Source organism: Mesorhizobium sp. WSM4850 (assembly GCF_055811735.1).
Map to the genome: position 1 here is coordinate 89,907 of NZ_JBVVPV010000001.1, position 24,115 is coordinate 114,021.

Annotated in this window: 23 protein-coding genes and 1 pseudogene; 15 read left to right on the plus strand and 9 right to left on the minus strand. The window is 63.9% G+C overall.

Going from position 1 to position 24,115, the window contains the following annotated elements; all coding sequences use genetic code 11:
* The first annotated feature begins 283 nt into the window (after positions 1 to 283).
* Together AC0L2Z_RS00440 and AC0L2Z_RS00445 are read left to right on the plus strand one after the other, a co-directional pair.
* On the plus strand, positions 284 to 1,504 hold the full coding sequence (locus tag AC0L2Z_RS00440) for a helix-turn-helix domain-containing protein (RefSeq protein WP_473626232.1): 1,221 nt from the start codon (positions 284 to 286) through the stop codon (positions 1,502 to 1,504).
* Between the two features lie 41 nt (positions 1,505 to 1,545).
* Positions 1,546 to 2,214, plus strand: a complete 669-nt coding sequence (locus AC0L2Z_RS00445) for a Vgb family protein (RefSeq protein WP_473626233.1) — start codon at positions 1,546 to 1,548, stop codon at positions 2,212 to 2,214.
* A gap of 90 nt (positions 2,215 to 2,304) precedes the next feature.
* On the opposite strand, the gene AC0L2Z_RS00450 is transcribed toward AC0L2Z_RS00445, so the two are convergent.
* The 3 genes from AC0L2Z_RS00450 to AC0L2Z_RS00460 are packed head-to-tail and all read right to left on the minus strand — an operon-like array spanning position 2,305 to position 4,163.
* Positions 2,305 to 2,763, minus strand: a complete 459-nt coding sequence (locus AC0L2Z_RS00450; RefSeq protein WP_023800111.1) for a MaoC/PaaZ C-terminal domain-containing protein — start codon at positions 2,761 to 2,763, stop codon at positions 2,305 to 2,307.
* A gap of 1 nt (position 2,764) precedes the next feature.
* The gene (locus tag AC0L2Z_RS00455) at positions 2,765 to 3,841 is read right to left on the minus strand and encodes a Gfo/Idh/MocA family protein (protein WP_473626234.1); all 1,077 of its coding nucleotides are present in this window, start codon (positions 3,839 to 3,841) and stop codon (positions 2,765 to 2,767) included.
* Positions 3,834 to 4,163 (minus strand): L-rhamnose mutarotase, encoded by a 330-nt coding sequence (locus AC0L2Z_RS00460; RefSeq protein WP_473626236.1) that lies wholly within the window; start codon positions 4,161 to 4,163, stop codon positions 3,834 to 3,836. Before AC0L2Z_RS00460 ends, AC0L2Z_RS00455 begins: the two co-directional genes overlap by 8 nt.
* A 146-nt stretch (positions 4,164 to 4,309) precedes the next feature.
* On the opposite strand from AC0L2Z_RS00460, the gene AC0L2Z_RS00465 reads away from it, so the two are divergent.
* Both AC0L2Z_RS00465 and AC0L2Z_RS00470 read left to right on the plus strand, forming a co-directional pair.
* Positions 4,310 to 5,110 carry an IclR family transcriptional regulator gene (locus tag AC0L2Z_RS00465; RefSeq protein WP_128171873.1) on the plus strand — a complete coding sequence of 267 codons (801 nt, stop codon included), beginning with the start codon at positions 4,310 to 4,312 and terminating at the stop codon, positions 5,108 to 5,110.
* Between the two features lie 49 nt (positions 5,111 to 5,159).
* Complete coding sequence (locus AC0L2Z_RS00470) at positions 5,160 to 5,996, plus strand: amidohydrolase family protein (protein ID WP_128171874.1); 837 nt, start codon at positions 5,160 to 5,162, stop codon at positions 5,994 to 5,996.
* A 19-nt stretch (positions 5,997 to 6,015) separates the two neighbouring features.
* Here the strand turns inward: AC0L2Z_RS00470 and AC0L2Z_RS00475 are convergent, their stop codons facing one another.
* The 3 genes and pseudogenes from AC0L2Z_RS00475 to AC0L2Z_RS00485 form a co-directional block, all read right to left on the minus strand.
* Positions 6,016 to 7,140, minus strand: coding sequence for an extracellular solute-binding protein (locus AC0L2Z_RS00475; protein ID WP_287171753.1), 1,125 nt, complete (start codon positions 7,138 to 7,140; stop codon positions 6,016 to 6,018).
* Between the two features lie 20 nt (positions 7,141 to 7,160).
* Positions 7,161 to 8,321 (minus strand): CaiB/BaiF CoA transferase family protein, encoded by a 1,161-nt coding sequence (locus AC0L2Z_RS00480; protein WP_473626238.1) that lies wholly within the window; start codon positions 8,319 to 8,321, stop codon positions 7,161 to 7,163.
* A 42-nt stretch (positions 8,322 to 8,363) separates the two neighbouring features.
* Positions 8,364 to 8,470 (minus strand): annotated as a pseudogene (locus tag AC0L2Z_RS00485) (amine oxidase); the annotation flags it as partial.
* Between the two features lie 148 nt (positions 8,471 to 8,618).
* Between AC0L2Z_RS00485 and AC0L2Z_RS00490 the strand changes: the two are divergent.
* The 3 genes from AC0L2Z_RS00490 to AC0L2Z_RS00500 all read left to right on the plus strand — a co-directional run bounded on the left by AC0L2Z_RS00490 (position 8,619) and on the right by AC0L2Z_RS00500 (position 11,993).
* Positions 8,619 to 9,716 carry a lactonase family protein gene (locus tag AC0L2Z_RS00490; RefSeq protein ID WP_473626240.1) on the plus strand — a complete coding sequence of 366 codons (1,098 nt, stop codon included), beginning with the start codon at positions 8,619 to 8,621 and terminating at the stop codon, positions 9,714 to 9,716.
* Between the two features lie 100 nt (positions 9,717 to 9,816).
* A complete protein-coding gene (locus tag AC0L2Z_RS00495) occupies positions 9,817 to 11,334 on the plus strand; it encodes a S10 family peptidase (protein WP_128171878.1) in 1,518 nt (505 codons plus the stop codon).
* Positions 11,335 to 11,411: 77 nt separating this feature from the next.
* Positions 11,412 to 11,993: a DUF1349 domain-containing protein gene (locus tag AC0L2Z_RS00500; RefSeq protein ID WP_473626241.1), complete on the plus strand. Its 582-nt coding sequence runs from the start codon at positions 11,412 to 11,414 to the stop codon at positions 11,991 to 11,993.
* Between the two features lie 314 nt (positions 11,994 to 12,307).
* Here the strand turns inward: AC0L2Z_RS00500 and AC0L2Z_RS00505 are convergent, their stop codons facing one another.
* Positions 12,308 to 13,114, minus strand: a complete 807-nt coding sequence (locus AC0L2Z_RS00505; protein WP_128171880.1) for an SRPBCC family protein — start codon at positions 13,112 to 13,114, stop codon at positions 12,308 to 12,310.
* Positions 13,115 to 13,421: 307 nt separating this feature from the next.
* On the opposite strand from AC0L2Z_RS00505, the gene AC0L2Z_RS00510 reads away from it, so the two are divergent.
* Complete coding sequence (locus AC0L2Z_RS00510; RefSeq protein WP_287171705.1) at positions 13,422 to 14,453, plus strand: isopenicillin N synthase family dioxygenase; 1,032 nt, start codon at positions 13,422 to 13,424, stop codon at positions 14,451 to 14,453.
* A 353-nt stretch (positions 14,454 to 14,806) separates the two neighbouring features.
* Here AC0L2Z_RS00510 and AC0L2Z_RS00515 read toward each other — a convergent pair whose 3' ends face one another.
* Positions 14,807 to 15,607, minus strand: coding sequence for an IclR family transcriptional regulator (locus AC0L2Z_RS00515; RefSeq protein WP_287171706.1), 801 nt, complete (start codon positions 15,605 to 15,607; stop codon positions 14,807 to 14,809).
* Between the two features lie 240 nt (positions 15,608 to 15,847).
* Between AC0L2Z_RS00515 and AC0L2Z_RS00520 the strand changes: the two genes are divergently transcribed.
* Genes AC0L2Z_RS00520 through AC0L2Z_RS00535 form a run of 4 tightly spaced genes read left to right on the plus strand, consistent with a single transcriptional unit; the run spans position 15,848 to position 20,358 of the window.
* Positions 15,848 to 16,900, plus strand: coding sequence for a substrate-binding domain-containing protein (locus tag AC0L2Z_RS00520; protein ID WP_287226247.1), 1,053 nt, complete (start codon positions 15,848 to 15,850; stop codon positions 16,898 to 16,900).
* Positions 16,901 to 16,919: 19 nt separating this feature from the next.
* The gene (locus AC0L2Z_RS00525; protein ID WP_473626243.1) at positions 16,920 to 18,428 is read left to right on the plus strand and encodes a sugar ABC transporter ATP-binding protein; all 1,509 of its coding nucleotides are present in this window, start codon (positions 16,920 to 16,922) and stop codon (positions 18,426 to 18,428) included.
* Positions 18,425 to 19,390, plus strand: a complete 966-nt coding sequence (locus AC0L2Z_RS00530) for an ABC transporter permease (RefSeq protein WP_287226242.1) — start codon at positions 18,425 to 18,427, stop codon at positions 19,388 to 19,390. Before AC0L2Z_RS00525 ends, AC0L2Z_RS00530 begins: the two co-directional genes overlap by 4 nt.
* On the plus strand, positions 19,387 to 20,358 hold the full coding sequence (locus AC0L2Z_RS00535; RefSeq protein WP_473626244.1) for an ABC transporter permease: 972 nt from the start codon (positions 19,387 to 19,389) through the stop codon (positions 20,356 to 20,358). Before AC0L2Z_RS00530 ends, AC0L2Z_RS00535 begins: the two co-directional genes overlap by 4 nt.
* Here the strand turns inward: AC0L2Z_RS00535 and AC0L2Z_RS00540 are convergent.
* Positions 20,332 to 21,273, minus strand: coding sequence for an amidohydrolase family protein (locus AC0L2Z_RS00540; protein WP_287171711.1), 942 nt, complete (start codon positions 21,271 to 21,273; stop codon positions 20,332 to 20,334). The two genes, AC0L2Z_RS00535 and AC0L2Z_RS00540, sit on opposite strands and share 27 nt — an antisense overlap.
* A gap of 76 nt (positions 21,274 to 21,349) precedes the next feature.
* On the opposite strand from AC0L2Z_RS00540, the gene AC0L2Z_RS00545 reads away from it, so the two are divergent.
* Genes AC0L2Z_RS00545 through AC0L2Z_RS00555 form a run of 3 tightly spaced genes read left to right on the plus strand, consistent with a single transcriptional unit; the run spans position 21,350 to position 24,078 of the window.
* Positions 21,350 to 22,669: an alanine racemase gene (locus AC0L2Z_RS00545; protein WP_287171712.1), complete on the plus strand. Its 1,320-nt coding sequence runs from the start codon at positions 21,350 to 21,352 to the stop codon at positions 22,667 to 22,669.
* Between the two features lie 44 nt (positions 22,670 to 22,713).
* Positions 22,714 to 23,058 carry a RidA family protein gene (locus AC0L2Z_RS00550; RefSeq protein WP_023800134.1) on the plus strand — a complete coding sequence of 115 codons (345 nt, stop codon included), beginning with the start codon at positions 22,714 to 22,716 and terminating at the stop codon, positions 23,056 to 23,058.
* A gap of 9 nt (positions 23,059 to 23,067) precedes the next feature.
* Positions 23,068 to 24,078 carry a succinylglutamate desuccinylase/aspartoacylase family protein gene (locus tag AC0L2Z_RS00555; RefSeq protein WP_287226239.1) on the plus strand — a complete coding sequence of 337 codons (1,011 nt, stop codon included), beginning with the start codon at positions 23,068 to 23,070 and terminating at the stop codon, positions 24,076 to 24,078.
* Positions 24,079 to 24,115 lie beyond the last annotated feature (37 nt).

Here is a 24,115-nt window from a genome sequence, read left to right on the forward strand (position 1 = left end):
ATCTCACACTGCACCTGGGGGCCACCCCGGTTCCCGCCGGCCCCCCGCCCTTTTTTTGCCTGGGGGGGGGGGCCCCCGCCTATCCCCGGCGGCCCCCGCCACGGGCGGCGACTTCGTCGCTTGGGAAATCGGCAGATCCGCTGCCTTCGGGCGGCATCTTCTGGTCGGGGTGGAGTGTCATCGAGACGTCATCCCTTTTCGACACGGCGCGCTGGTTGTTGGTGCTGAGATAGATTAGGACCGGACATCGAAAGGTGAGAGTGACAAGTGTGACGGGATTCCGATGGACTCGCTGATCACCGCTGCGGCGCGCGCCCTTGCGACGGGTGATCCTCTTGGCGCTTTGAAGCGGGTCGCCCTGCGTGAGGATGCGCCTGCGCTTGCGCTGCGCGGCATCGCGATGGCGCAGCTCGGCGATCTCCTCCGAGCAAAGGCTCTTCTCAAAAGTGCTGCGCGCGCCTTCGGTCCGAGAGAGGCGGTGGCACGCGCGAGGTGCGTCGTCGCCGAAGCCGAGATCGCGCTCGTCTCGCGCGACCTCGGCTGGCCGGCGAAGGCACTCGACGCCGCGCGGTCGACGCTTGAAAAACACGGCGACCACGTCAATGCCGCGCATGCGCGCAATCTCGAAGCGCGGCGCCTGCTCCTGATCGGACGCCTCGATGAGGCGGAGGGCAGGCTGGCTGGCTTCGACCCGACAACGCTCCCACCCGCGTCGAGGGCCGCCCACGAGCTGGTGATTGCGGGGATCGCGATACGCCGCCTCCGCACCAAAGCGGCGCGCGCTGCGCTCGGGCGGGCCGCGCACGCGGCGGGCCAGGCGGACATTCCAGCGCTGACGGCCGAGGTTGAAGGCGCATCCCTGGTGATGAACACGCCCGCGGCGCGGCTGATCGCGCGCGGGGTGGAGCGCCCGCTCCTGCTCGAGGAGGTCGAAGCGCTGCTGGCGTCGGGGGCGCTCGTCGTCGACGCCTGCCGCAATGTCATGCGGGACGCCGGCATGATCGTCTCACTCGCGACGCGCCCGGTCCTGTTCGCGCTTGCGCGTGCGCTGGGCGAAGCCTGGCCCGCAGACGTGCCGCGGAGCACGCTCGTCGCACGCGCCTTCGGCGGCAAGCACGCCGATGAATCGCATCGCGCCCGGTTGCGCGTCGAAGTCGGTCGGCTTCGGGTGGAGTTGCGGTCACTGGCGGATGTGAGCGCGACCAAGCGAGGCTTTGCGCTTAAGCCGCGCCGCCCACGCGATGTCGTGGTGCTGGCGCCGCCCGCCGACGAGCCGCATGCAGCGGTGCTCGCCTTCCTCGCCGACGGCGAGTCGTGGTCGAGCTCGGCGCTCGCAATTGCGCTCGGAGCCAGCTCGCGCACCGTGCAGCGCTCGCTCGAGCAGCTTGCGGCAGCAGGCAAGGTGCAGTCGTTCGGCCGCGGGCGAGCGCGCCGCTGGATGACCCCGCCGGTGCCGGGATTCCCGACAATCTTGTTACTCCCCGGCTCACTGTCGGGTTACTAGTGTCGTGGACAATTCAACAGATCTGAGCCTGGAGGAGAAGCATGAAACGATCTGCAGCCGAAGTCCTCCGCGAATATGGACCCTTTCCGGGTGTCGACCAGGTGGCTGGGGTTACGTTCGACGGTCAGCACGTCTGGTTTGCGTCAGGAGACAGACTGAACGCCCTGGATCCTGCGAGCGGCAAGGTGGTGCGCGCGATCGATGTCACCGCGCACGCAGGAACGGCCTTCGACGGCCAGCACCTGTTCCAGATCGCCGAAGATCGCATTCAGAAGATCGATCCCAACACTGGCCGCGTGCTCGCCACGATTCCGGCGCCAGGTGGCGGCGGCGACTCCGGACTCGCCTGGGCCGAAGGCTCACTTTGGGTGGGGCAGAATCGCGGTCGCAAGATCCATCAGATCGACCCCCAGACAGGGGCAGTTCTTCGCACAATCGATTCCAACCGTATCGTCACAGGGGTCACCTGGATCGACGGCGAACTCTGGCACGGCACCTGGGAAGGTGACGAGAGCGACGTCAGGCGGATAGATCCTGAAACCGGAAAGGTCCTGGAGAAGCTTGATATGCCGCCTGGAACAGGCGTGTCGGGGCTCGAGTCCGATGGTGGCGATCAGTTCTTCTGCGGCGGTGGAAACAGCGGCAAGGTGAGAGCCATCCGCCGACCCAGGCGAGGCTCCAAAACCCCGGTCGACCCGACGAGCAAGTAACCGAAGCGGCCCTCGCGGGCGCGCTTTCCGCTTTGACGAACCGTCCGCCGGGAGCGGTCATCAATGCGGCGGACCGGATCGCTGGAGCCCTTAAGCGCTGTTGGGCTTGTCGCGGCGCTCGACGATGTAGATGTGGTCGGCAACCAGGACCACATCGCCATGCTGGTTGATCACCTCGCAGCGCTCGATGACGCGACCCGACTCCGGCCGCTTTGGGTCGTCTTGCTTGGCCGAGATGGTGGTGCGGGTCTTGATCGTATCGCCGATGAACACCGGCTTGATGAAGCGCAACCTGTCATAGCCATAGGAGAACGCGACAGGGTTGATGACGCTTGCCGTCAGTCCGACGCCGACCGAGAAGACCAGCGTGCCATGGGCGATGCGCTGGCCGAACGGCGTCGTCTTCATGAACTCGGCGTCCATGTGGTGAGGGAAGAAATCGCCCGTATGGCCGGCATGCACGACGAAGTCGGTCTCGGTGATGGTGCGCCCGCTGGTCATGCGCGACGAGCCGATCTGGTAATCCTCGAAATAGACAGTCTGCTCCATGTCAGGGCCTCACCGCGATCGGTGTTGCCGGCGCCGCGCTCGATTGGTAGGCAGCTTCGACCAGCGCCATTGTGCTCCAGGCGTCCTCGACGGAACTGACAAGCTCGGCGTCTTCGCCTGAGGCGTAGCGTTGGACATTGGCCATGCGGCCGACGAAGGCGTCCGGAAACCATTCGCCGACGAGCGGCACCGTGACCCAGTCTGAGCCGCCCTTCGGATAGATTTCAAGGATATCAGGCTCGCCGCGCGGATAGTCGAGGTTGAGCCCGAGCTTGAGATAGGCGGCGCCCTCGGTGCCGCAGATGCGGAACTCGCAGGCCTGGTGTTTTCGGCCAAATTTATGATCATGATTGATCGACAGCGCACAGCGCACTGTGTCGCCATAGTCGAGGATCGCGCTGGTGCGGGTTTGCGCGACCTTATGGCCGGGATGACCGAGCGTCCTGGCGTGAACGCCCCTGGGATCGCCGAGCAATTGCCGGATCAGATCGAGGTAATGGATCGAGTGCATGGCGATCTCGACGCGCGGCGCCTTCAGCAGGAATTCCCACAGCTGCCAGGGTGTCGCCAGCGCCAGCCATGCGTCGAAATCGACCACGTCGCCGAGCCAGCCCCTGGCGATCGCATCCTTCAGCGCCAGCATCATCGGCGCGAAGCGAAGCTGGAAATTCACCGCCGCCTTCAGCTTCTTGGCGCGGCAGATTTCGAGGATCTCGCTCGCCTCGCTGAGGTCGCTGCCCATCGGCTTCTGGATCAGCGCTACGGCGCCGTCGGGCAACGCCCTGAGCACGCCGGCATGATGAGCCGGCGGCGTCGCCAGGTCGAAGATGACGCCGTCGATTGACGTAGCCTCCTCGATCGACCGGCAAGCGGTGACGCCCCAGTTGGCCGCGAGTTTTTCCGCCTTGGCGTGGTCTGGATCGAAAAGCCCGGCGACCGGAAAGCCGGCTTTCCGATAGGCCGGGAAATGCGCGTCGCCGACGATCGAGCCGGCGCCGAAAATCACGATCGGCCGCGGCTTCGATGGCTTCGCCCAGGACTGGGAGAGCGAGGCTGGGTCGAAAACGCCATCAGTCATGATGGAAGACTTCGTCCATCGATGCCCACCATTCGCCCTGCTTGCGGGTCGGCAGCGGCTCCTGGCAAGGCATGCACAGCGCCCACCATTCCTGCGTCTTGGGATCGGCGGCCATCTTCGCCATGTCGGCGGCATAGTCGTTGCCGTGGTACTCGAAAGTGCTGAACAAGAGGTGCTCCGGCTCCTTGAGATAGATCGAATAGTTCCTGATGTTGCAGGCGGAAATCATCGCCAGCACTTCAGGCCAGACGGCTGCGTGAAGCCGCACATATTCGGTGACCTTTTCCGGCTTGAGGCCGAGCACCATTGCCATCCGCTGCATGTCCGGCTCCTGTTTCACTATCGTCGTTATGACCGCGATGCGTTGCGTTGCACCGGCGGTGATCTGCCCACTATTTACATACAAACAAATAATTTACACAATCACCAAGCCGATGGTCCTTCGGATGCTGACCACGGGGAGTGACTATGGCGGAGGACGAGGACGATGACCGCTATCGCGCGCCGGCGCTCGACAAGGGTCTCGACATCCTTGAGCTTCTGGCCGGCGTCGATGGCGGCCTGACCCAGGCGGAAATCGCCAAAAAGCTCGACCGCAGCCCCAACGAGTTCTACCGCATGCTGGACCGGCTGGTGCGGCGCGGCTACGTCACGCGGCTGGATGGCGACCGGTACTCGCTGACGCTCAAGCTGTTTGGCCTGGCGCAACTGCACGCGCCGGTGCGGCGGCTGGTTTCCTATGCGACGCCGCTGATGCGTGAGCTTGCCGAGGCCTCGCAGCAGTCCAACCAGCTTGTCGTCTTCGACCGCGGTTCTGCGGTGGTGATCGCCCAGCAGGAGGCGCCGGACTATTGGGGCATCTCGATACGCGTCGGCGCGCATGTCAGCCTGTTCGACACCGGCTCCGGACATGTGCTGCTGGCGTTCCGCTCGTCGGAAGAGCGGCGGATGATGATCTCCGAACATCTGCGCAGCGCCCACAAGCCGCCTCAATCGCCGGACTTCTTTGCCCGTCTCGACCAGATCCGACAACGCGGCTATGAAATGATGGCATCGATGCAGACCGCCGGTGTATTCAACCTGTCGGCGCCTGTGCTTGGCTCGGACAGCAGGGCGATCGCCGCGCTGTCGATCCCCTACGTAACTCTGGTCAACGCACCCAAGGCGCCCGATATCACCAGGACGATAGAACTGTTGCTGGCCGCGACTGAAAAGCTATCGCAACTGGCGGGTGCCGCGGCCAGGCAGACGAAACAGAGTCTTGTTTGAACGAAGAATTTCCCCCTGAGATGATCGGGAAATGCAGAGGAGCGCCGTTATGATCTTCGATACCCATCTGCACCTGATCGACCAGTCAGCGCTGCGCTATCCCTGGCTCTCCGGCGTGCCGGCGCTAAACCGCGATTTCTCCTACGACGAATATGCAGCCCAGGCTCGCCGCGCCGGCATAGAGGGCGCGTTGCACATGGAGGTCGATGTCGATCCAGCGGATATCGAGGCTGAGACCAGTCACGTAAAGGCGCTGTCACACCAGAACGACAGCTTGCTGAGGGGAGTGATCGCCTCCTGCCGTCCGGAAGAGCCGGGCTTTGCCGCCTATCTCGAGCGCCAGCGCGCCGATCCTTTCGTCAAGGGTTTTCGCCGTGTGCTCCACGTCGTGCCGGACGAACTTTCGGAAGGCGCGCTGTTTCGCGAAAACATCAAGCGGCTTGCCGGCACCAAACTGACCTTCGACCTCGTCGTCCTGCCGCATCAGATCCGCAAGGCGATTGCGCTTGCCGATCTCGCGCCGAACGTGCAGTTCGTGCTCGACCATTGCGGCGTGCCCGACATCAAGGGCAGCAGTGAGCATCCCTGGCGCGAGCATATGGCGGAGATCGCGCGGCGGCCGAACGTCGTCGGCAAAATTTCCGGTGTGGTCGCCTATGCGGACGCTGGATCCTGGACTGTCGAAACGCTGCGTTCCTATGTCGAGCACACCATCCAATGCTTTGGCTGGGACCGGGTCGTGTGGGGCAGCGACTGGCCGGTCTGCACGCTTGGCGGCGGGCTTGCGACCTGGATTGCGGCGACGCATGCGCTGCTCGGCGGAGCCAGCATCGATGAACGGCAAAAGCTGCTCTCCGCCAATGCGAAGCGGCTTTGGAATTTGTGAGAAGTTAGCGAACTCTGCCTCATCTCAGCGCCGGGTGCCGGAGACTCTTCACAAACAGGCGATTGAGATCGGCGACGACGCGGCCGGCATCGTGCCTTTCGGTCAGGCCGAGATTGATGCGATCGGAGGCCGCCTGCTGGAAGGCCATGTAGCCATCGTGGCGTGGCCTGACCCAGGCCCTCTCGAGCGTGGCGCGGGTGTCCTTGTAGAAATTGCCGGCGGCTGCGTTGACGGCGGCATCGTCCCAGGCTGCGGCATGGCCGGGCTGGCCGCCGGCCGACGCATAGGGGCCGCGCTGCACCTCGGCGCTGGCGATCCAGTAGGCAAAGTCGATGGCCTCTTGCGTGGCCTTCGAAAAGGCCGACACGGCAATGCCGGTTCCGCCGAGCGCCGACCCGACTACACCGGCGTCGCCGGCAGGCGGAATGTCGGCGAAGGCAAGGCGGCTGCTGCGGAATCCGGCGATGGAATAGGAAACGTAGCCATAGATCAGCGGCGCGCAGGCGATCCGCGTGCCGGAACTGGCCATCTCCTCCAGGACGCCGATCGGGTCCATGCCAAGGCAGGTCGGATCGACGAGAGCCGCGATCTCGCGCATCATCTCGAAAACGCGGCCGCCGATGTCAGGGTTTATGTGGTCGCCAGGCTCTTCGACGGCGGGCCTGCCGAGATTGCCGGCAAGCGTGTAGAACACCATCAGCGAATGCGGCGGCCTGAGCGGTAGCAACACGCGGCCTTGCCGCGCCAGGTCGAGCACCTCGGACCAGTTCGCCGGCGCGGCGGAAAGCATGTCCGGCCGCCACGCCTGCACCTGGCTGGCCGTGTCGATCGGAAACGCCCACTGCCGGCCTTGCCAGTTGTAGCTAGGATAGGACTGGCCGACGCTGCCTGCCGCCAGTGCCGCGCGTTCCTCTTCACGCCCCACAACGTCGAGCGGCGCCAGACAAGTCTCGGCGGTGATCTGGCCGACATGCGGATGATCGATGACGATCAAATCGTAGGCACGGGCCAGGTCCTCGACCGGAAACGATTCGAAATCCTGCAGCGAGCGCTTGTCCCATTCGATGGTGACGCCGGTCTGCTGCTTCCACAGTCCCGAACAGGCGACCATCGGGTCGTAGCCGCGCGGATGGCTCCAGGTCATGCCTTTGAGCGTCACGTCGCTCACAGCCCGAATTCTTCGCGGATCTTTGCGCTGTGCTCGCCGATGCGCGGCGCCGCCCGCTCGACCTTGGCGCGGACGCCATCGACCCGCAGCGGCGAACGCGTGGTGAGGATCGAGACGTCGTCCTCGCGCGTCACTGTCTGCAGCATGTCGAGCACCTGAAAACCTTCGCTGGCCATCATTTCCGGCCAGGTCAGCACCTTGGCGCACCAGATGTCGGCGGGCTCGAGGATGGCAAGCCATTCGTCGACGGCTTTCGTCGCGATTTTTTGCGCAATGATCGCCTTGATCTCGTCGCGGGCGGTGAACCAGGTCGACGGCTGATCGCGAAAGGGCGCAAGCTGTTCGAGTTCCAAAAGGTCGGCCAGCTTCGGGATCGGCGTCATCGCGATCGCCAGATATCCGTCCTTGGCCGGATAGACGCCGTAAGGCGCTGACAGATAGGCATGGGCGCTGCGGAACGCCGATCGCCGTGGCAGGCGGCGTCCGTCGTTGAGATGCGTGGTCAGCACCTCGAACTGGAAGTCGACCAGCGCTTCGAGCAGGCTGGTCTCGACATGACTGCCGGTGCCGGTCAGGCCGCGCCGCACCAGTGCGGCAAGGATGCCTTGCGCGGCGGCGGCGCCGGCCAGCATGTCGGCAATCGCCAGGCCGAAGGGCACCGGACCCTGGTCCTCGTCGCCGTTCAGCCACATCACGCCGGAACGCGCCTGCGCCAGCAGATCCTGCCCGGGACGCTTGACCCAGGGGCCCTCCTCGCCATAGCCGCTGATCGAGGCATAGACCAGGCGCGGATTGATCTTGCGCACCGCCTCGTAGTCGAGACCCAGGCGCTCGATGACGCCGGGGCGGAAATTCTGGATCAGCACGTCGGCCTTGGCCAGCAGGCCGCGCAGCGACGCCAGATCGGCCTCTTCCTTGAGGTCGATGGCAAAGCTTTCCTTGGCCCGGTTGATGGCGTGGAAGATGGTGGAATCGCCGCCGATCTCGGTGTCACTGAGATAGAGCCGGCGCGACAGGTCACCGCCATCCGGTCGCTCGATCTTGATGACGCGGGCTCCGAGGTCGAGCAGCCGCAGCGAGCAGTAGGGCCCTGACAGGAACTGGCTCATGTCGACGACGACGAGCCCGGTCAGCGGCAATTCGGCAATGGCAGCCATCGCCTATGTCTCCGTCTTGCCGGCGAAATCGGCCGGATTCCGTCACTTCACCGTCTGCAGGTGCTCGCAATAAAGCCAAGCGCCCCTTCACCCTTGAAAACTTCATAGCTGGCGCGGATCAGCCCCATCTCCTTGTATCGGGGTTTCCTGTCGAGATTGGATTGCACGATCGGTCCCCATACCAATCTTCTTTGGTGAATAGTATTTTCACATATGGGATTGTGTTTCAAGCGTGAACAGGCGAAATTTTGCCGCGATCCGCTGCGGCTGGATGCCGGCGGAACAGGGGAGGATTTGATGAACGACGCCTGTCTGGTCTTCGTCGGCAGCCTCAACCGCGAGGCGCCTTATTTTCAGGGCGCGCGCGGCGTTGGACTCAGTGTCTACAGTTTCGACGAAGAGACGCTGGAGACGAGGAAACTGGCCGAGACGGGTGACGTCGACAATCCGACCTTCCTGTCGGTGACGCCGGACGGGTCACATGTCTATGCCAACTCCGAAGTGTTCACCTGGCGCGAAGGCGTGGTCTCGGCCTACCATTTCGACAGGCAAACCGCCGCGCTCTCCTACATCAACAAGCAGCCGACGCTTGGCAGCATCACGGCGCACAACACCGTCACGCGCGACGGGACGAAGCTCCTGGTCGCAAATTACGGCATGGGCGAAGGGGGCCCCGATCGCTCGCTCGTCGTCTACGGATTGCGCGACGATGGCGGCTTGACCGCGCCGTTGTCGAGCGTCGCCCATAGCGGAACTGGTCCCGACGCAGTTCGTCAGGAACGCCCCCATGCCCACAGCGTCACCGAGACGATTGCCGGCTGCGTGGCGATCGTCGCCGATCTCGGCATCGATCGGCTTGTCTCGTACCGCATCGGGCACGACGGCGGCCTGACCAGACTGGCGGAGTCGGCGCTTGCGCCCGGCGCTGGGCCACGTCACGTGGCGCTGCATCCGGGCGGGCGCTTCGTGTTCGTTATGAACGAACTGGATTCGACGGTCGTCTCGCTTGCGCTGGACGGAGCGTCGGGCAGGCTCACCGAGATCGCCACGAAGCCGGCCGTGCCGGCCGCGGCGCGCGACGGCAATCATTGCGCCGACATCCAGATATCGCCCGACGGCCGCTTCCTCTATGGCTCCAACCGCGGCCATGACAGTGTCGTGGTGTTTTCCGTCGACCAGCAGACGGGCACGCTTGCGCTGGTCGACCATGCGCCGTGCGTGGGCGCTACGCCGCGCAATCTGGCACTGACGCCCTCAGGTCGCCATCTCTTCTCGGCCAACCAGAACGCCGACCGCATCTCGATTCTTGCACGCGATGCGGCCACGGGTCGGCTGGCCGACACCGGGTGGTTTATCGATATCGGCACGCCGATGTGCGTGAAGATCGTGCGTTGAAAGCCTTGGTCCCCTTCCAGCAGCGAGGGCGCGCACGGTCCTGTGATTTCGGCTGAGCCATCAGCGTGGTAGCTTGCAGTCGTTCCGCTGCGGAGTCGCCATGCGTACCAAGCTCCTAGAAATCATCCTTGCTATGCTGCTGCTGGTTGGCGGCCTTCCAAACGGCCATGCGCAAGTGGCCGAGCGGCCGTCGCCTTCGGGCGGCGTTCTGTCGCTGCTCCCGCCGCCCCAGGTCTCAGATCATTCGATCGTGATCGCGGGACGCACGCTCAACTATCAGGCAAGGGCCGGCACGCTGTCGTTGCTATCCGGCAAGGGCGACGTCACCGCGGAAATCTTTCATGTCGCCTACACGCTGCGTCCCGAGCCAAGCCGGGAACCTGATCCCCGCCGCCCGATCACTTTCGTATTCAACGGTGGTCCCGGAGCAGCTTCCGCCTATCTGCATCTTGGCGCGCTCGGTCCACGCGTGATGGCGACAGCGGCCGATGGAAGTTTTCTCCCACCGCCGCAGCGGCTTTTGGACAACTCAAACACCTGGCTCGACATGACCGACCTGGTCTTTGTCGACCCCGTCGGAACCGGTTACAGCCGCGAAGCACCCGGCACTGAGGCACGCAGCTTCTGGGGCGTCAATCAGGACGCCGCCGCGATGGGCGCCTTCATCCGGCTCTATCTGGCACAGGCGGGCCGCACAGCGTCGCCGGTGTTTCTTGCTGGCGAAAGCTATGGCGGGTTTCGGGCGGCACTGCTTGCCAAGACGCTCCAGGATGATATCGGCATCAGCCCTCGCGGCATCGTGCTCATCTCGCCGGCGCTCGAATTCACGCTCGTGCGGCCCGACGAGTTCCAGCCGCTTCACTGGGCGCTTGAGCTGCCGTCGCTGGCGGCGGTGCGCCTGCGCAGCCAAAGCGTCACCGGTTCCGAACTGCAGGAGCGGTTGGCCGATGTCGAACGCTATGCGCTTGGCGACTATCTCGTCGCGCTTGCCAGCGGGCTCGAACAGGGCGGGCGTCTGGCGAGCCCGCGCGTTGCCGAAATCACCGGCCTGCCGCTCGAACTCGTGAAACGAAACTTTGCACGCATTCCCACCGCGCTCTTCGCCAAGGAGTTTGCGCGGGCAAGGGGCAATGTTCTCAGCGTCTATGACGGCACGATCGAAACGGCAGACGTTGCCCCGGAAAGTCCAAGGCCCAGCGGTCCTGATCCGGTGCTCGATCGAAGCGTGCCGGCGCTCACTTCCGCCTTTGTCAGCTATGTCAGGGAGGAACTGAAATTCCGCACCGATCTAAGCTATCGGCTTCTCAACCGTGAAATCAGCGGCAATTGGGATTACGGGACGAGCCCGACGCGTCAGGGCTATGCCGGCGTGATGGATGACCTTCAACAGGCGCGCGCGCTAAATCCCGGCCTCGGTGTTTTGATCGTCAACGGCTACACCGACCTGGTGACACCCTATCTGGCGTCACGCTACCTTGTCGGCCAGGTCCCTTCGCTTCCCGGCGCAAAGCCCATCCGCGTCGAGCTTCTGGAAGGCGGCCACATGATGTATTTCAGGCCGGAGAGCCGGCGCGCGCTGAGAGAGGCTGCGTCCGAGCTTTACCAAGCGCCGAAATGAGCGCGTAAAAGAGACAAATCCGCCTCGTCGCATGAGAGGCGGATGACGCAACACGAACCGGCGAGGCGAACAAGTCGATGACATCTCAGCCTGCAGAACTGACTTGGCTCAACCCGCCACCGCATCATGCGTTCGGCGACAGCACCGTGCATGTGCGAACCGGCAAGGAGACCGATTTCTGGCGCGAGACTTTTTATGACTTCTGGCGTGACAATGGCCACTTCCTCTACCGGCAGGTCGAGGGCGATTTCAGCGCCGAGGTCACCGTCAAGGGCGACTACAAGGTGCTCTATGATCAGGCCGGTCTGATGGTCCGGCTGAGCGAGACGCATTGGGTCAAGGCCGGCATCGAGTTCACCGACGGGCTCGCCTATTTTTCCGTCGTCGTCACCAATGATGCTTCCGACTGGTCGTTGGTCAGCATCCCGGCCGGTCCGGACGGAGTCAGGATCCGGCTGACCCGCCATGCCGAGACAATCCGCGTTCAGTATCTCGATGCCTCCGACCATCGCTGGAAGCCGGTGCGGCTCGCCTACTTCCCGCCCTCGAATACAGTCAATGTCGGCATGATGTGCTGTTCGCCGCAACGTGAAGGTTTCGAAGTCACATTCAGCGATTTTTCAGTCGACCCGGCGATCTCGAGGGAACTCCACGACTGACGCGTCCTGTCAGCGGATCGGGGTGCCGTTTTCACAGCAGTATCGTTCCGACAGCCGAATTGCGGTCGAAGAAGCTACCGGGCATTCGCCTCATCCCGGTCGAACTTGAAATCGACGGGAAGGCGGCCGCGGAAGGCGCGAAGCCGCTTCAGTAATTCCTCGCGCGCAGGTTTGCGCGCGACTACTGCAGGAATACGGATAGCGAGGCTGTTGCCTCACTGGCGACCTTCATCAGACTCTCCGATGTATATGCGCTATGGTAGGAGCCTTGCGCAGGCGGCCGACCTTCTGGCCGGCCGATCCAGTAGCATCCGTCAGCCCGGATGCTTGAAAGTTTCGCCAAACCAGTTCCGCCACTTGGGCTCGCCCTCGGCGGCGCGCTGTTCGGCGTCCTCGCCATAAAGATACAGGGCCATGCTGGCGTTTGCGCTGCCATCGATATCATAGGTTCCGATCAGGGCAATGCCGGGAGCAGGTGCAGTCAGGCGCAGCGCGATGAAGCGCTGCTTGTCGTCCTGCCGCACGCGTTCGACTATGCCGGATAGTCTCTCCGGCTGCTGCGGGCCATTCCGCTGCTCGCCGACATTTGCGCCGGCCAGTCCGAGCGTCTCGGTAAGTTGCCTCCAAATCGAGAGCTGATCGGCCTTCGTGCTGGCCATGACGCTGAAACTGGCGGCGTTTTCGCCGGCGAAGTGCGAAAGGTAAATGCGCAGCACCTCGAAAAAGCCGGGCCAGCCGCTCTCGAATCCTTCCAACTGATCATCCCAATCGTCGGTCGAGGCAAACAGCGAATGGACCATGCGGACAACGCAACGATCACCCGACCGGCTGGTCACGGTGATCTCCGTTGCGACAGGCGGCGCGCCTTCGCTCCAGTCGCGTTCGACATAGCCGAAACGGAACGGCGGCTCCCAAATCGTCACTTCGCCGGTGGACGCGCCATTGGGACCGAAGTCGAAATGAAGCCTGCCGCCGACATGCTCGTCGATCGTGGTTTTTGTGAACCAGGCAGTGTTGCCAGGACCCGTCGCAATGGCCCGCCACACCTGCTCGGGTGTGCCGGGCGTGATGAACTCCATCTCGACCCAACGCTTTCCGGTTTCATCTTTCTTGATCGGCATGGGAACTCCTTTCAGGGTTTGGCGTCCTCACGGTCGGGGCCGGGTGCGGTACGACGCCACTACGAGCCGATGCGGCCGCCCGCCAAAGCTCAAGCATACTCATTTTCGTATTGACAAAATATTTTGTCAAGACAGGGCGCTGATGGCATGGAACAGCCGTTCGAACGTTATTTGCCTGCCGGCCGCCAAACGCAGCGCTGACTTTCCGCCAATGACATCGAGATTGGATCGAGCGTTGCTTTGATCGCAACAACCTGCGTGTCACCGTAGAAGCCTGATCCAAGCCTGAGGCAGGAGGAAGTTGACCATGGCCAGGATTGTACCCGTGCTCGATCTCAACCGTCTTGAGCAGGGGGCATCGGAGCGTCGGACCTTTCTGTTCGACCTGCGCACGGCGGCCCGCGATGTCGGCTTCTTCTATCTCAGCGGCCATGGAATTCCGGCCGTGGAGATCGACGAGGTGCTCGACGCCTCGCGCCGGTTCTTTGCCTTGCCGGAAGCCGACAAGCTGGCCATTGAAATGGTCAAGTCCCCGCAATTCCGCGGCTACACGCGCACCGGTGGCGAACTGACCAGGGGCAAGGCCGATTGGCGCGAACAGCTCGACATCGGCGTCGAGCGTCGACCCATACCAAAGGGGCCGGGCATTCCTGCCTGGACGCGGCTGCAAGGGCCGAACCAATGGCCTTCGGCCCTGCCGCAACTCAAGCCGGCACTGCTGGCATGGCAGACCAGGGCGACGGCGGTGGCAGTCCGCCTGCTGAAGGCCTTCGCGCTGTCGCTCGACCAGGCCGAGGATGCTTTCGATCCGATCTATAGCGGTGAGCCCAACCATCGCATGAAGATCGTGCGCTATCCCGGGCGCGACACAACCGGCGGCGACCAGGGTGTCGGCGCACACAAGGACGGCGGTTTCCTGACGCTCCTGCTTCAGGACGACAACAAGGGGCTGCAGGTCGAATATGACGGAAGCTGGGTGAATGTGGATCCGATCCCCGGAACGCTGGTGGTCAACATCGGCGAACTCCTCGAACTGGCATCGAACGGCTATCTCAGGGCAACGGTTCACCGTGTCGTGGCGCCGCCGGCCGGTGTCGAGCGGATTTCCGTTCCGTTTTTCTTCAGCGCCCGGCTCGACGCGACGATCCCGCTGCTGACCCTGCCTGAAGAACTGGCTGCCGAGGCGCGCGGACCGGCGAGCGATCCGGACAATCCGCTGTTTCGCGACGTCGGCACCAACGTGCTGAAAAGTCGCCTGCGCTCGCATCCCGACGTGGCGCGCCGGCACTATGCCGATCTGCCGGAGCCAAGGGTTGAGACAAGGGCGTCACCCGTCTGAAGTGGTCAGAGCACATAGAACAGGAATTTTCGTCGTCCCGCCGGCTTTTGGAATTTTGTTCGTCGCCAATGCGCCCAAACAGGCTCAAACAGGGCAACACCGTTCGGCGGTTTCCTCCCATTCCGCTGGACGGCGTTCCCCTCTGAAGGTTGTAACCTTCTTTTGGCCGGGCCGTATTCGAGCCCGGCCATTTTTCCGCTCCATTGGCGAAGGCGTCAGGGCGATCCTTCAGGAAGCGTCGCGTCAAAGCAATTCGCGAGACGCGTTAAGTTCCTGCTTTTATGCATGTCGTTATCCCAAACCGCTGCGCACCCTCGAGTCAGGCTCGAGGGCATGCTTTTGGGCGACATGCATCAGCCTCCCGCCAACGACAATCCGCGGGCGCGTTCGCACAGCAGGGCAAGCAATTCGCTGCGCCGCGCTTCCGGTGTGTCGACTGGCAATACGAAGCAAAGGGTCTTGCTGACGGCGCCGTGGCCATCGCGGATGGGCGCGGCCATGCACCACGTGAAGCGGTCGGCGAGGGCGATGGTCTCGCTGAAACCTTGCTGGCGGGCGAGAGCGACATCGCTGAAGAATTCGGCCGGCGCAATGATGCGGCCGTCGGGAAGCTTGTAGTCGCCAGGCGGGATGAAGTCCTTCACTTCTTGCTCGCTCATATGGCCGAGCAGGAGCCGCCCGGACGCCGTCCACGGGATCGGCACCTCGACCCCGACATCGCTTGAAATCCGGAACGGGCCGGAAGAATCACGGCAATCGAGAACGATGTATTTGTTCCCGCGCAGGCCGCACAACTGCACGGTCTCGCCTGTCTCCGCGGCCATCCTGTCCAGCGTCTCTATGATGCGCCGATAGTGGGCGTTGTGATGCGAATAGGCCCAGCCGAACAGATGCATGGCCCGACCGAAATAAACGTAGCCTTCCGTCCCGACGTTTTCGAGCATTTCGGCTTCGAGCAGGCTGTTGACGATTTCGTAGGTGGTCGAACGCGGTGCGCCGATCATCTTGGCGATGTCGCCGACGCGCATCGGCGCGCGGTGCCGCAAAAGCGCTTCCAGCAGCACGATCACGCGGTCGATGCCACGGCGGCGTTCGCCATTGCGCGGCCCGGCGCCGGCTTCCGTTTCGATCAGACCAGTGGCGCCATCGCTCATGTCGGCCGCATCCCCAAAAAAATCAATTCGGCCCTCGTCTCAAGACGCTTGAAAGATGTCAAGGCTCAGTCTAGCATCCCGTTTGTCCGATATACAGAGACATTGTCTGAAATATCAGACAATAATGAGCCTGGCGCAGACAGTTCTGACGAGAAAAACGGGCGGTTTCCGGATGCGGCAACCGGAGGGTTTTCTCGTCCCGATCCCGCACGTCCGGCATAACCTCAGAAGGGAACAATCATGACGAAATCATCGTTTTTCGCATCCGCCAGTGCCCTTTGCCTCGGTCTCCTGCTGAGCTTCGGCGCCGGTTCGCAGGCCAATGCCGCCGCCAAATGCATCAAGGGCGACCGCAAGGCGCCGTACACGATCGGCTGGGCCAACATCTATTCCGTGCCAACCTGGATGAAACAGACACAGGGCACCATCGAAGCCGAAGTCGAGACGCTGAAGAAGCAGGGGCTGGTCGACAAGCTTGTCGTGACCGACGCCCAGGGCGACGCCAACGTCCAGATCCAGCAGATCCAGTCGATGATCGATTCCGACGTCGACGCCATCATCCTGATTGCCGGCTCGTCGACCGCGCCGGCGCGTGTGCTGGCGGACGCCTGCGCCAAGGGCATCGCCATCATCAACTTCGACAGCCTCGTCGACACCGACCAGGTCACAGCCAAGGTCAACACCGATTCCGCGCAGTGGGGCGATCAGGCGGCCAAGTTCCTGATCGACTCCATCGGCGGCAAGGGCAAGATTCTCGTCCTCAACGGCCCGGCCGGCGTTTCGGTCAGCGACGATCGGCGCAAAGGCGCTGACGCGGCGCTCAAGGCCCATCCTGAGGTGACGGTCCTTGCCGAGACGAATACACCCTATAATGTCGCGCCTGCACAGGAAGCCGTCACCAGCCTGCTGTTCGCCAATTCCGAGATCGATGGAATTCTGTCGCTCGGCGGCGCCTTGTCTGCGGGCGCGGTACTCGCCCTCGACAAGCAGGGCCGCGAACAAGTGCCGATCACCGGCGAGAACGCCCGTCAGTTCCTCGAGCTCTGGAAGGAAAAGGGCCTCAAGAGCTGGGCGACCATGCAGCCGAACTGGCTCGGCGCCTTTGCCACCTACACCGCCGTCCAGGCGCTGGAGGGCAACGATGTGCCGGCTTTCGTCAAGATCCCGCTGCCGGTGATCGACAATTCCAACATCGATCAGTACCTCGCCCGGGCGGCCGATTTTCCGGCTGACGGCTACATCTATTCGCCCTACGACGAGGAATTGTTCAAGAAGCTGCTGGCTGAACAATAAGCCTGGAAGGTCGCAGAAATTGGTGGCCACGGCTCCGCTTCTTGCCGCGCGGGGGGTGTCGAAGTCCTTCTTCGGCAACCCTGTCCTGCGCGACGTTTCCATCGCTCTCCAGCCCGGCCGCGTGCATGCGCTGCTCGGCGAGAACGGCGCCGGAAAGTCGACGCTGATCAACCTGTTGTCCGGTGCCTTGCGCCCGGACGGCGGGGCGATCGAGGTCGATGGGTGCCCAGTGTCGCGCATGACCCCCGCCTATGCCCAACAGGCAGGGATCGCCGTCGTCCAGCAGGAACTCAGCCTGACGGCCAGCCTCTCCATCGCCGAGAACATCGGCCTTGGCGCCTATCCGCGCCGGTTCGGTTTGCTCGACTATCCCGAACTCGCCGTGCGGGCCAGGGCAGCATGCGATCTTGTCGGGCTTCACGAACCGCTCTCGATACCAGTCGGACATTTGTCGCTCGGCCGCCGGCAGATGGTGGAGATAGCCAAGGCGCTTTACCGCCGGCCGCGCGTTCTCATTCTCGACGAACCCACTTCGTCGCTCTCGGCAACCGAAACGAAAGTGCTGACGGACTTGCTGGAGAGGCTGCGCGGCGAGGGTATCGCTATTCTCTACATTTCGCACCGGCTGAACGAAGTCATGGCACTGTGCCAGCATGTCACCGTCCTGAAGGACGGCACCTGCACGGCTGATCGCAGCCTGGAAGGAACCGACGCCGGCGGGCTGGTACGGCTGATGGTCGGCCGCGACCCCGGCGACCTTTTTCCGCAGTGGCAGGCTTCGGCATCGGCTGCCAACGCCATCTCGGTTCGCAATTTTTCGGCCGGCCTGATGCGCGACGTCGATCTCGACATCAGGACGGGCGAGGTGCTCGGCATTGGAGGCCTGGTCGGGCAAGGGCAGGAAGATTTGCTGCTTGGCCTTTACGGCGCCATTCCGGCCAGGACGGCATCCGCGACCGTCAACGGTGCTTCGGGTCTGCCCAGCGGTGTGCCGAAAGCCAACGCGCGTGGCCTCGCCTATGTCCCGGCCGACCGCAAGCGCGAAGGCCTGCACCTGATCCATTCCATTATCACCAACCTGATGCTGCCCGCTTTCGCAAGACTGCCGGCGCTGAAGCTGCGCAGCCGCCGTGCCGAGCGCGAGACGGCAAGAGGTCTCGCTGCCCAGCTTGGCATCAAGGGCGACCTCGACCGGCCGGCGCAGGCCCTCTCGGGCGGCAACCAGCAGAAGGTGGCGCTGGCGAAATGGATGCCGCACCATCCGCTTGCGCTTCTCCTCAACGATCCGACACGCGGCGTTGATGTCGAGACCAAGCGCGAAATCTACATGATGCTTCGCAACTTCGCCGCCGCCGGCAAGGCGGTCGTGCTGCTCAGCTCCGACACGCCCGAACTGGTGCACCTTTGCGACCGCGTCGCGGTAGTCCGGGAAGGCCTCATCGTTGCCGTGCTCGAGCGCGGCGAATTGAGCGAGGAAGCGATCGTTTCCGCCGCGATGGGCGCCGAACAGCGGAAGGTGGCGGCATGAGCACGGTGGCCTCCTCAAGGCAAGCCGGCGCTCTCTACTGGCCGGTTCAGCTGCGCCGCAATGTCGGTGTGCGCGGCCTGTTCGCCGTGGTCATGGCGTTCCTCGTCGCCTACGGCTTCCTGTTTCCCGGCCTGTTGACCGCTTCCGGCTTCGCCAAATTCACCCAGAGCTGGTTTCCGCTGGCGCTGGTCGCCATGGCCCAGGCGATCCTGATGCTTACCGGCGGCATCAGCCTGGCCATCGGCGCAATGGTCAGCCTCGGCGCGGTAATCGCCGCGACGACGATGACTGGGCCGCTTGGCGTAGCCGGCGGTGCCGTTGCGGTGGCGCTGGCCGGCATCGGCATCGGTGGCGCGACCGGGTTGATCGTCGTAAAACTTCGCTTGCCCTCTATCGTGGTGACACTCGCCGGTTCCTTCGTCATCGGCGGTGCTGCGCTGCTCATCCTGCCGCGACCCGGCGGCGCCATTCCGGAGTGGCTGTCGGAACTGCTTGCAGGCAACACGCCCGCGGCCTTCGTGCTGCTGGTGCTCATCGTCCTTCTATGGAAACTCTATCTCGCCACACCGCTTGGCTTGAGCCTTTATGCCGCCGGCGAGAATCCGGTCGGCGCCTATCGCTCCGGCGTGCCGGTCGATGGTGCGCGGGTAGCGGCTTACGCGATCAGCGGTCTGCTTTGTACAGGCGCCGGCCTGTTCGTCGCCGCGCAAACAGGTTCGGGCGATCCGGTCATCGGCACGGCCTTCACGCTGAATTCCATCGCCGCCGCCGTGCTCGGCGGCATCGGCTTCCTCGGCGGTCAAGGCACGATGCGCGGCGCGCTTGCCGGTAGCCTGCTGCTCAGCCTGATGATCAGCGTCATGTTCTTCCTCGGCTTCACGCCGGTCGCCCAATATGTCGCCCAGGGCCTCATCATCATCGGGGCGGTCGCCATCCCGCAATTCCGCAAGGTGCAGCAATGACAGAATGGAAAGAGACCGTGAACGGCAGGCGCGCCCTGACGATCCTGCGCAGCCGGCCGTTTCTCACCCTGGCCATCGTCGCCGCATTGTGGATCGCGGCGAGCTTCGTCTCGCGCGGCTTCGGCGCCTATGGCCATTTGCGTTATTTGGTCGAACTGGCCGCGGTCATTGGCCTGGTCGCAGCGGGGCAGACCTTTGTGGTCATCGCCGGCGGCATCGACCTTTCCGTCGCGGCGATCGTCACAGTGAGCGCCGTCAGCCTGCCGCTGCTGTCGTGGCAGGCGGATCCGACCGGGCTCACCGCCATCCTTGCCGTGCTTGCGCTGACGACGACGATCGGTCTGGTGAACGGGCTGGGCGTGGCGCTGTTGCGCGTTCATCCGATGATCATGACCCTGGCCATGGCGACATTCCTGCAGGGCCTGCTGATCATCATCGCCGGCGGCAGTGCAGTGACCGCCGAAAACCCGCTGGTGCGCTGGCTCGGCAATGCGCGGCCGGCCGGTATGCCCGCAAACGTGCTTTTGTGGGTGGCCGTCTCCGTGATCGTTCTGGTCGCTATGCATGCCACTTCCTTCGGCGCTCGGCTCTTCGCGATGGGCGCCAACCCGCTTGCCGCGACACTCTCCGGCGTTCCCATCGCTTCGACCACCCTGGCAGTCTACGGCATCAGCGGGTTCACTTCCGGGCTTGCAGGCGTGCTGGTGCTCGGCATGAACGGACAAGGCTATGTCGGGATCGGCGATCCCTATCTGCTCGCCTCGATTGCAGCCGTCGTGCTCGGCGGCACCTCGATCCTCGGCGGGCTCGGCACCTATGCCGGCACCATCCCCGGCGCCGTCCTGCTGGTCACGATCACGGCTCTGATCACCGTCGTCAACGCATCGCCCGGCTGGCGCAGCATCCTGTTCGGTTCGCTGATCCTGGGGCTGCTGCTTCTCTCAGGCCGGGAGCAGGCCCGCCGATGACATATCGTCCAACCGGTAGATGCGCCTCGCATTGCCGAAGAACAACGCTGTCTGCTCGTCTTCGGAAAGCTCCGCGGCAATGGCCTTGAAGCTGTCATATACATCATCGAACGACGCGTGCAGACCGGCCACCGGGAAGTCACTGCCGAACATCGCGCGATGCGTGCCGAAACAGTCGATGCTATGCATGACAACCGGCCTCAGGCTGTCGAGCGTCCAATCATGATCGTAGGCGACCAGATCGGATATCTTGATGGCGACGTTGTCGCGCTCCGACAAAAGCCGAAGCGCTTCGCGCCACGCCCGCATACCGTCGGCGTCACGGTCGATCGGGCTGCCGCAGTGGTTGAGGACAAAGGGCTGGTTCGGATAGGCCGCTGCGAGGCGCGCGGCACCAGCGAGCTGGCGCGGAAACACCATGAGATCGAAGACCAGCCGATGGTCGGCAAGCAGGGACAGGCCGGCGCGCCAGGCCGGATCGTTCATGATGCCGTCACGGGCAGCGAAACGGCGGGCAGGATCTGGATCCCAGCTCAATATGTCGCGCACGCCGACGACACGGTCGAACGCCGCCTGCGCCTCGACCAGCGCCGGGGCTTGGTGGTTCGCCAGCGGGACGTGAACGACGTAGCGGGCCGCCACGCCCCGCGATTTGTCGAGCGTTTCAAGCCACTGCGTTTCGCCGACGCAGTCGTCCCCGGCCCAACCGGCTTCGACATGAACGGTGGCGACGACATTGTGCCGGCTGGCGTCGCGCAAATAATCCTCAGGAAGATAGTTTCGCCGCAACGGGCCAAGTTCGCCCAGGCCGCCGCGCTCGCCAGCCGTCGTGGCGAGCCAGGGGTGGCGGCCGAGGCCGAGATCCCAAAGATGATGGTGGGCATCGATGATCGGTCCGGAGTAAGGCTTTGACACGCATCTCTCTCATGCTGTGGCCGGCATCGGAAATCAGTCCGGGCCTCATCCTGCTAAGGCGAAGGACTAGCATCGGATGACCGAAAACTCACCCGTGCCGGCGCTCGCGATCCGTGAAAATTTCCTGCTCGACGATCGCATCCGCGGCGTGCCGCCCGGCACCTTCGGGCTGGACAGCAGCCTTGTCGCATCTCAGCGCTGGCATCCGGCTGATGGACGCATGTCGTTGCCGGTGCTGACCCTCGACGAGGAGGCCTTCATCGCCAATCGTGACCTGTTCCTGCGCTACGCGCGCGAACAGGGCGCCATGATCGCGCCGCATGCCAAGACCCCGATGGCGCCGGATCTTGCCCGATCTTTGGTAGAGGCCGGAGCATGGGGCACGACCGTCGCCGATATCAGGCAAGCCGCGGTGATGCTCAAGGCCGGCCTCACACGGCTGATCGTCGCCAACGAGGTTGGTGGATCAGGCGGTGCGAACCGGCTCGCGGCGTTGGTCGGCGTTTGGCCAGGCGTCGAACTCTTCGTCTTCGCCGACTCTGTCGCCGCCGTGCATGCGCTCGCCGAAGCCTGGCGGGCCAATGCGAAGCTGCCGCCATTGCGCGTGCTCGTCGAACTCGGTGTTGGGAGGGCAGGCGCGCGGACCACTGGTGAGGCCGAGGCGATCGCCGATGCAGTTGATGCCGCTGGCGGACGGCTGCTGATTGCCGGCGTTGCGACCTACGAAGGTGCCGCGGCGCAACCCGACCCCGGCCGCACCGAGGAGGTGATCTCGGCTCTGCTGGCGATGACCGCCGACATGTTCCTGCGGCTGCGCGCCCGCGTCGGCGGCGACGTGCCGCTGATCGTCACGGCCGGCGGCTCGGTGTTCTTCGACAAAGTGGTCGCCGCGCTTTCGCCCGCCGTTTCCAGGGACGGCAATGCGACGCTGGTATTGCGCAGCGGCGCCATCTTCTTCCACGACCATGGTGTCTATGATCGCTCGCTTGGCGCACTCGACGCCCGCAACGGCTTTGCGGTCGGCGGCGTCAGCGTTTCCGCACGAAATTCGTTTCGGCCGGCTTTGCGCCTCTGGGCCGAGGTGCTGTCGCGGCCGGAGCCCGGCCTGGCAATCTGCGGCATGGGCCTGCGCGACGTGTCGTTCGATCAGGGCCTTCCGATGGTGCTCGCGGTCTTCCGGACCGGCAAGCCGCTGCCGGTAGCGCGCGCCGACGTCTTCAAGCTGAACGACCAGCACGCCTTCCTGACAATCGCGCCGGACGACGACATTGCCGTTGGCGACGTCATTGAATTCGGAATCTCGCATCCCTGCACCTGCCTCGATCGCCATCGCGTGATCTTCGGCGTCGACGCGGCCGGGCATGTCCGCCACGCCTTTCCCACCTATTTCGGCTGACCGGATCTTGTGGTGGCCCCAAGAGAACCTCGAAAGGATCCAATATGATCAAGTATTTCCAGTCCGGCTCCCGCATGTCGCAGGCGGTCGTCTATGGTGGCCTCGTCCACATTGCAGGCCAGGTCGCCGACGATCGCAAGGCCGGCATCGAAGGCCAGACCAGCGATGTGCTCTCAAAGATCGAGGCGCTTTTGGTCGAGGCCGGCAGCAGCAAGTCGAAGCTTGTCGCGGTCAATATCTTCCTGCCGCAGATCGGCGACTTCGACGCCATGAACAGCATCTACGATGCCTGGGTGGATCCCCAACGCCTGCCGGCACGGGCCTGCGTTGAGGCGCGTCTCGCCGATCCCGACCTCCGCATTGAGGTCACGGCGATCGCCGCCATCTGAGTCTCCGCCATGCACACCGGCCTCACCCATACGCTCGATTTCGACCGGGATGGCAAGACATCAGGCCATCTCAGCATGCCCTTCTCGATAGACGGTTCGCCCTATTTCCAGGTCAAGGTCCCGATCTGCCTCATACGCAACGGTGAACGGCCGTCGCTGCTTCTGATGGCCGGCAATCACGGTGACGAATATGAGGGCGAGCTGTCTCTGGCAAAGCTGATCCGCCGGCTCGATCCCAAGCAGATCAAGGGCCGCGTCACCATCCTGCCGATGGCGAACGCACCGGCGGTCATGGCCGCCAAACGCTGTTCGCCGCTCGATGGCGGCAATCTCAACCGAGCCTTTCCAGGCGATCCGTTGGGCACACCGACAAGCCGGCTCGCCAGTTTCCTCGAGACGGAACTGTTCCCTCGCCACGACATCGTTTTTGACATCCATTCGGGGGGCACCTCGATGGAACATCTGCCTACAGCACTCGTCGAGCGCAATACCGATCCCGACCGCCACAGGCGCGGGGTGGAACTGATGCGGACGCTCGGCATGCCGTATGGCTTCGTGGCCGACAATGGTCAGGCCTCGCCGACCTCGATGGGCGCCGCCCGCCGGGCCGGCGCCATTGGCATCAGCGGCGAGTTCGGCGGCGGCGGCACCGCCACAGTCGATACGATGGCGATTACCGCTCGCGCGATCGACAATCTGATGGTCGCCGTTGGCGTGGTCGAGGCGCCGGTTCTTTCGCCGGAGTTAAAGCCTTCGGCGCCGACGCGACTGCTCTCGCTCTCCCGGCACGGTCAGGGCCTCTACGCCACCCGCCGCGGCTGGTTCGAACCCGCCGTCAGGCTCGGCGACGGCGTCAGCGCCGGACAATTGGCCGGCTGGTATCACGACCTCGAACGGCTCGATCTTGCCGAGGAAGCCCTGCATTTCGCCGAAGGCGGTATCGTGCTTTCGCGCAGGCTACACACGATGTGCGAGGCAGGAGATTGCCTTTTGCAGGTCGCCGAGCCGGTGGAAGGCTGACAGAAAACCAACCGGCGTTTGCTCACGCCACATTGCA

Excerpts from the sequence above, each read along its gene's own strand:
- AC0L2Z_RS00555 (WP_287226239.1), top strand. The coding sequence starts at position 23,068 with ATGCACACCGGCCTCACCCATACGCTCGATTTCGACCGGGATGGCAAG.
- AC0L2Z_RS00455 (WP_473626234.1), bottom strand. The coding sequence starts at position 3,841 with ATGACTGATGGCGTTTTCGACCCAGCCTCGCTCTCCCAGTCCTGGGCG.
- AC0L2Z_RS00495 (WP_128171878.1), top strand. The coding sequence starts at position 9,817 with ATGCGTACCAAGCTCCTAGAAATCATCCTTGCTATGCTGCTGCTGGTT.
- AC0L2Z_RS00440 (WP_473626232.1), top strand. The coding sequence starts at position 284 with ATGGACTCGCTGATCACCGCTGCGGCGCGCGCCCTTGCGACGGGTGAT.
- AC0L2Z_RS00475 (WP_287171753.1), bottom strand. The coding sequence starts at position 7,140 with ATGACCTGGAGCCATCCGCGCGGCTACGACCCGATGGTCGCCTGTTCG.
- AC0L2Z_RS00460 (WP_473626236.1), bottom strand. The coding sequence starts at position 4,163 with ATGCAGCGGATGGCAATGGTGCTCGGCCTCAAGCCGGAAAAGGTCACC.
- AC0L2Z_RS00450 (WP_023800111.1), bottom strand. The coding sequence starts at position 2,763 with ATGGAGCAGACTGTCTATTTCGAGGATTACCAGATCGGCTCGTCGCGC.
- AC0L2Z_RS00465 (WP_128171873.1), top strand. The coding sequence starts at position 4,310 with ATGGCGGAGGACGAGGACGATGACCGCTATCGCGCGCCGGCGCTCGAC.
- AC0L2Z_RS00470 (WP_128171874.1), top strand. The coding sequence starts at position 5,160 with ATGATCTTCGATACCCATCTGCACCTGATCGACCAGTCAGCGCTGCGC.
- AC0L2Z_RS00490 (WP_473626240.1), top strand. The coding sequence starts at position 8,619 with ATGAACGACGCCTGTCTGGTCTTCGTCGGCAGCCTCAACCGCGAGGCG.
- AC0L2Z_RS00480 (WP_473626238.1), bottom strand. The coding sequence starts at position 8,321 with ATGGCTGCCATTGCCGAATTGCCGCTGACCGGGCTCGTCGTCGTCGAC.
- AC0L2Z_RS00445 (WP_473626233.1), top strand. The coding sequence starts at position 1,546 with ATGAAACGATCTGCAGCCGAAGTCCTCCGCGAATATGGACCCTTTCCG.
- AC0L2Z_RS00500 (WP_473626241.1), top strand. The coding sequence starts at position 11,412 with ATGACATCTCAGCCTGCAGAACTGACTTGGCTCAACCCGCCACCGCAT.
- AC0L2Z_RS00550 (WP_023800134.1), top strand. The coding sequence starts at position 22,714 with ATGATCAAGTATTTCCAGTCCGGCTCCCGCATGTCGCAGGCGGTCGTC.
- AC0L2Z_RS00520 (WP_287226247.1), top strand. The coding sequence starts at position 15,848 with ATGACGAAATCATCGTTTTTCGCATCCGCCAGTGCCCTTTGCCTCGGT.
- AC0L2Z_RS00545 (WP_287171712.1), top strand. The coding sequence starts at position 21,350 with ATGACCGAAAACTCACCCGTGCCGGCGCTCGCGATCCGTGAAAATTTC.
- AC0L2Z_RS00530 (WP_287226242.1), top strand. The coding sequence starts at position 18,425 with ATGAGCACGGTGGCCTCCTCAAGGCAAGCCGGCGCTCTCTACTGGCCG.
- AC0L2Z_RS00535 (WP_473626244.1), top strand. The coding sequence starts at position 19,387 with ATGACAGAATGGAAAGAGACCGTGAACGGCAGGCGCGCCCTGACGATC.
- AC0L2Z_RS00505 (WP_128171880.1), bottom strand. The coding sequence starts at position 13,114 with ATGCCGATCAAGAAAGATGAAACCGGAAAGCGTTGGGTCGAGATGGAG.
- AC0L2Z_RS00510 (WP_287171705.1), top strand. The coding sequence starts at position 13,422 with ATGGCCAGGATTGTACCCGTGCTCGATCTCAACCGTCTTGAGCAGGGG.
- AC0L2Z_RS00515 (WP_287171706.1), bottom strand. The coding sequence starts at position 15,607 with ATGAGCGATGGCGCCACTGGTCTGATCGAAACGGAAGCCGGCGCCGGG.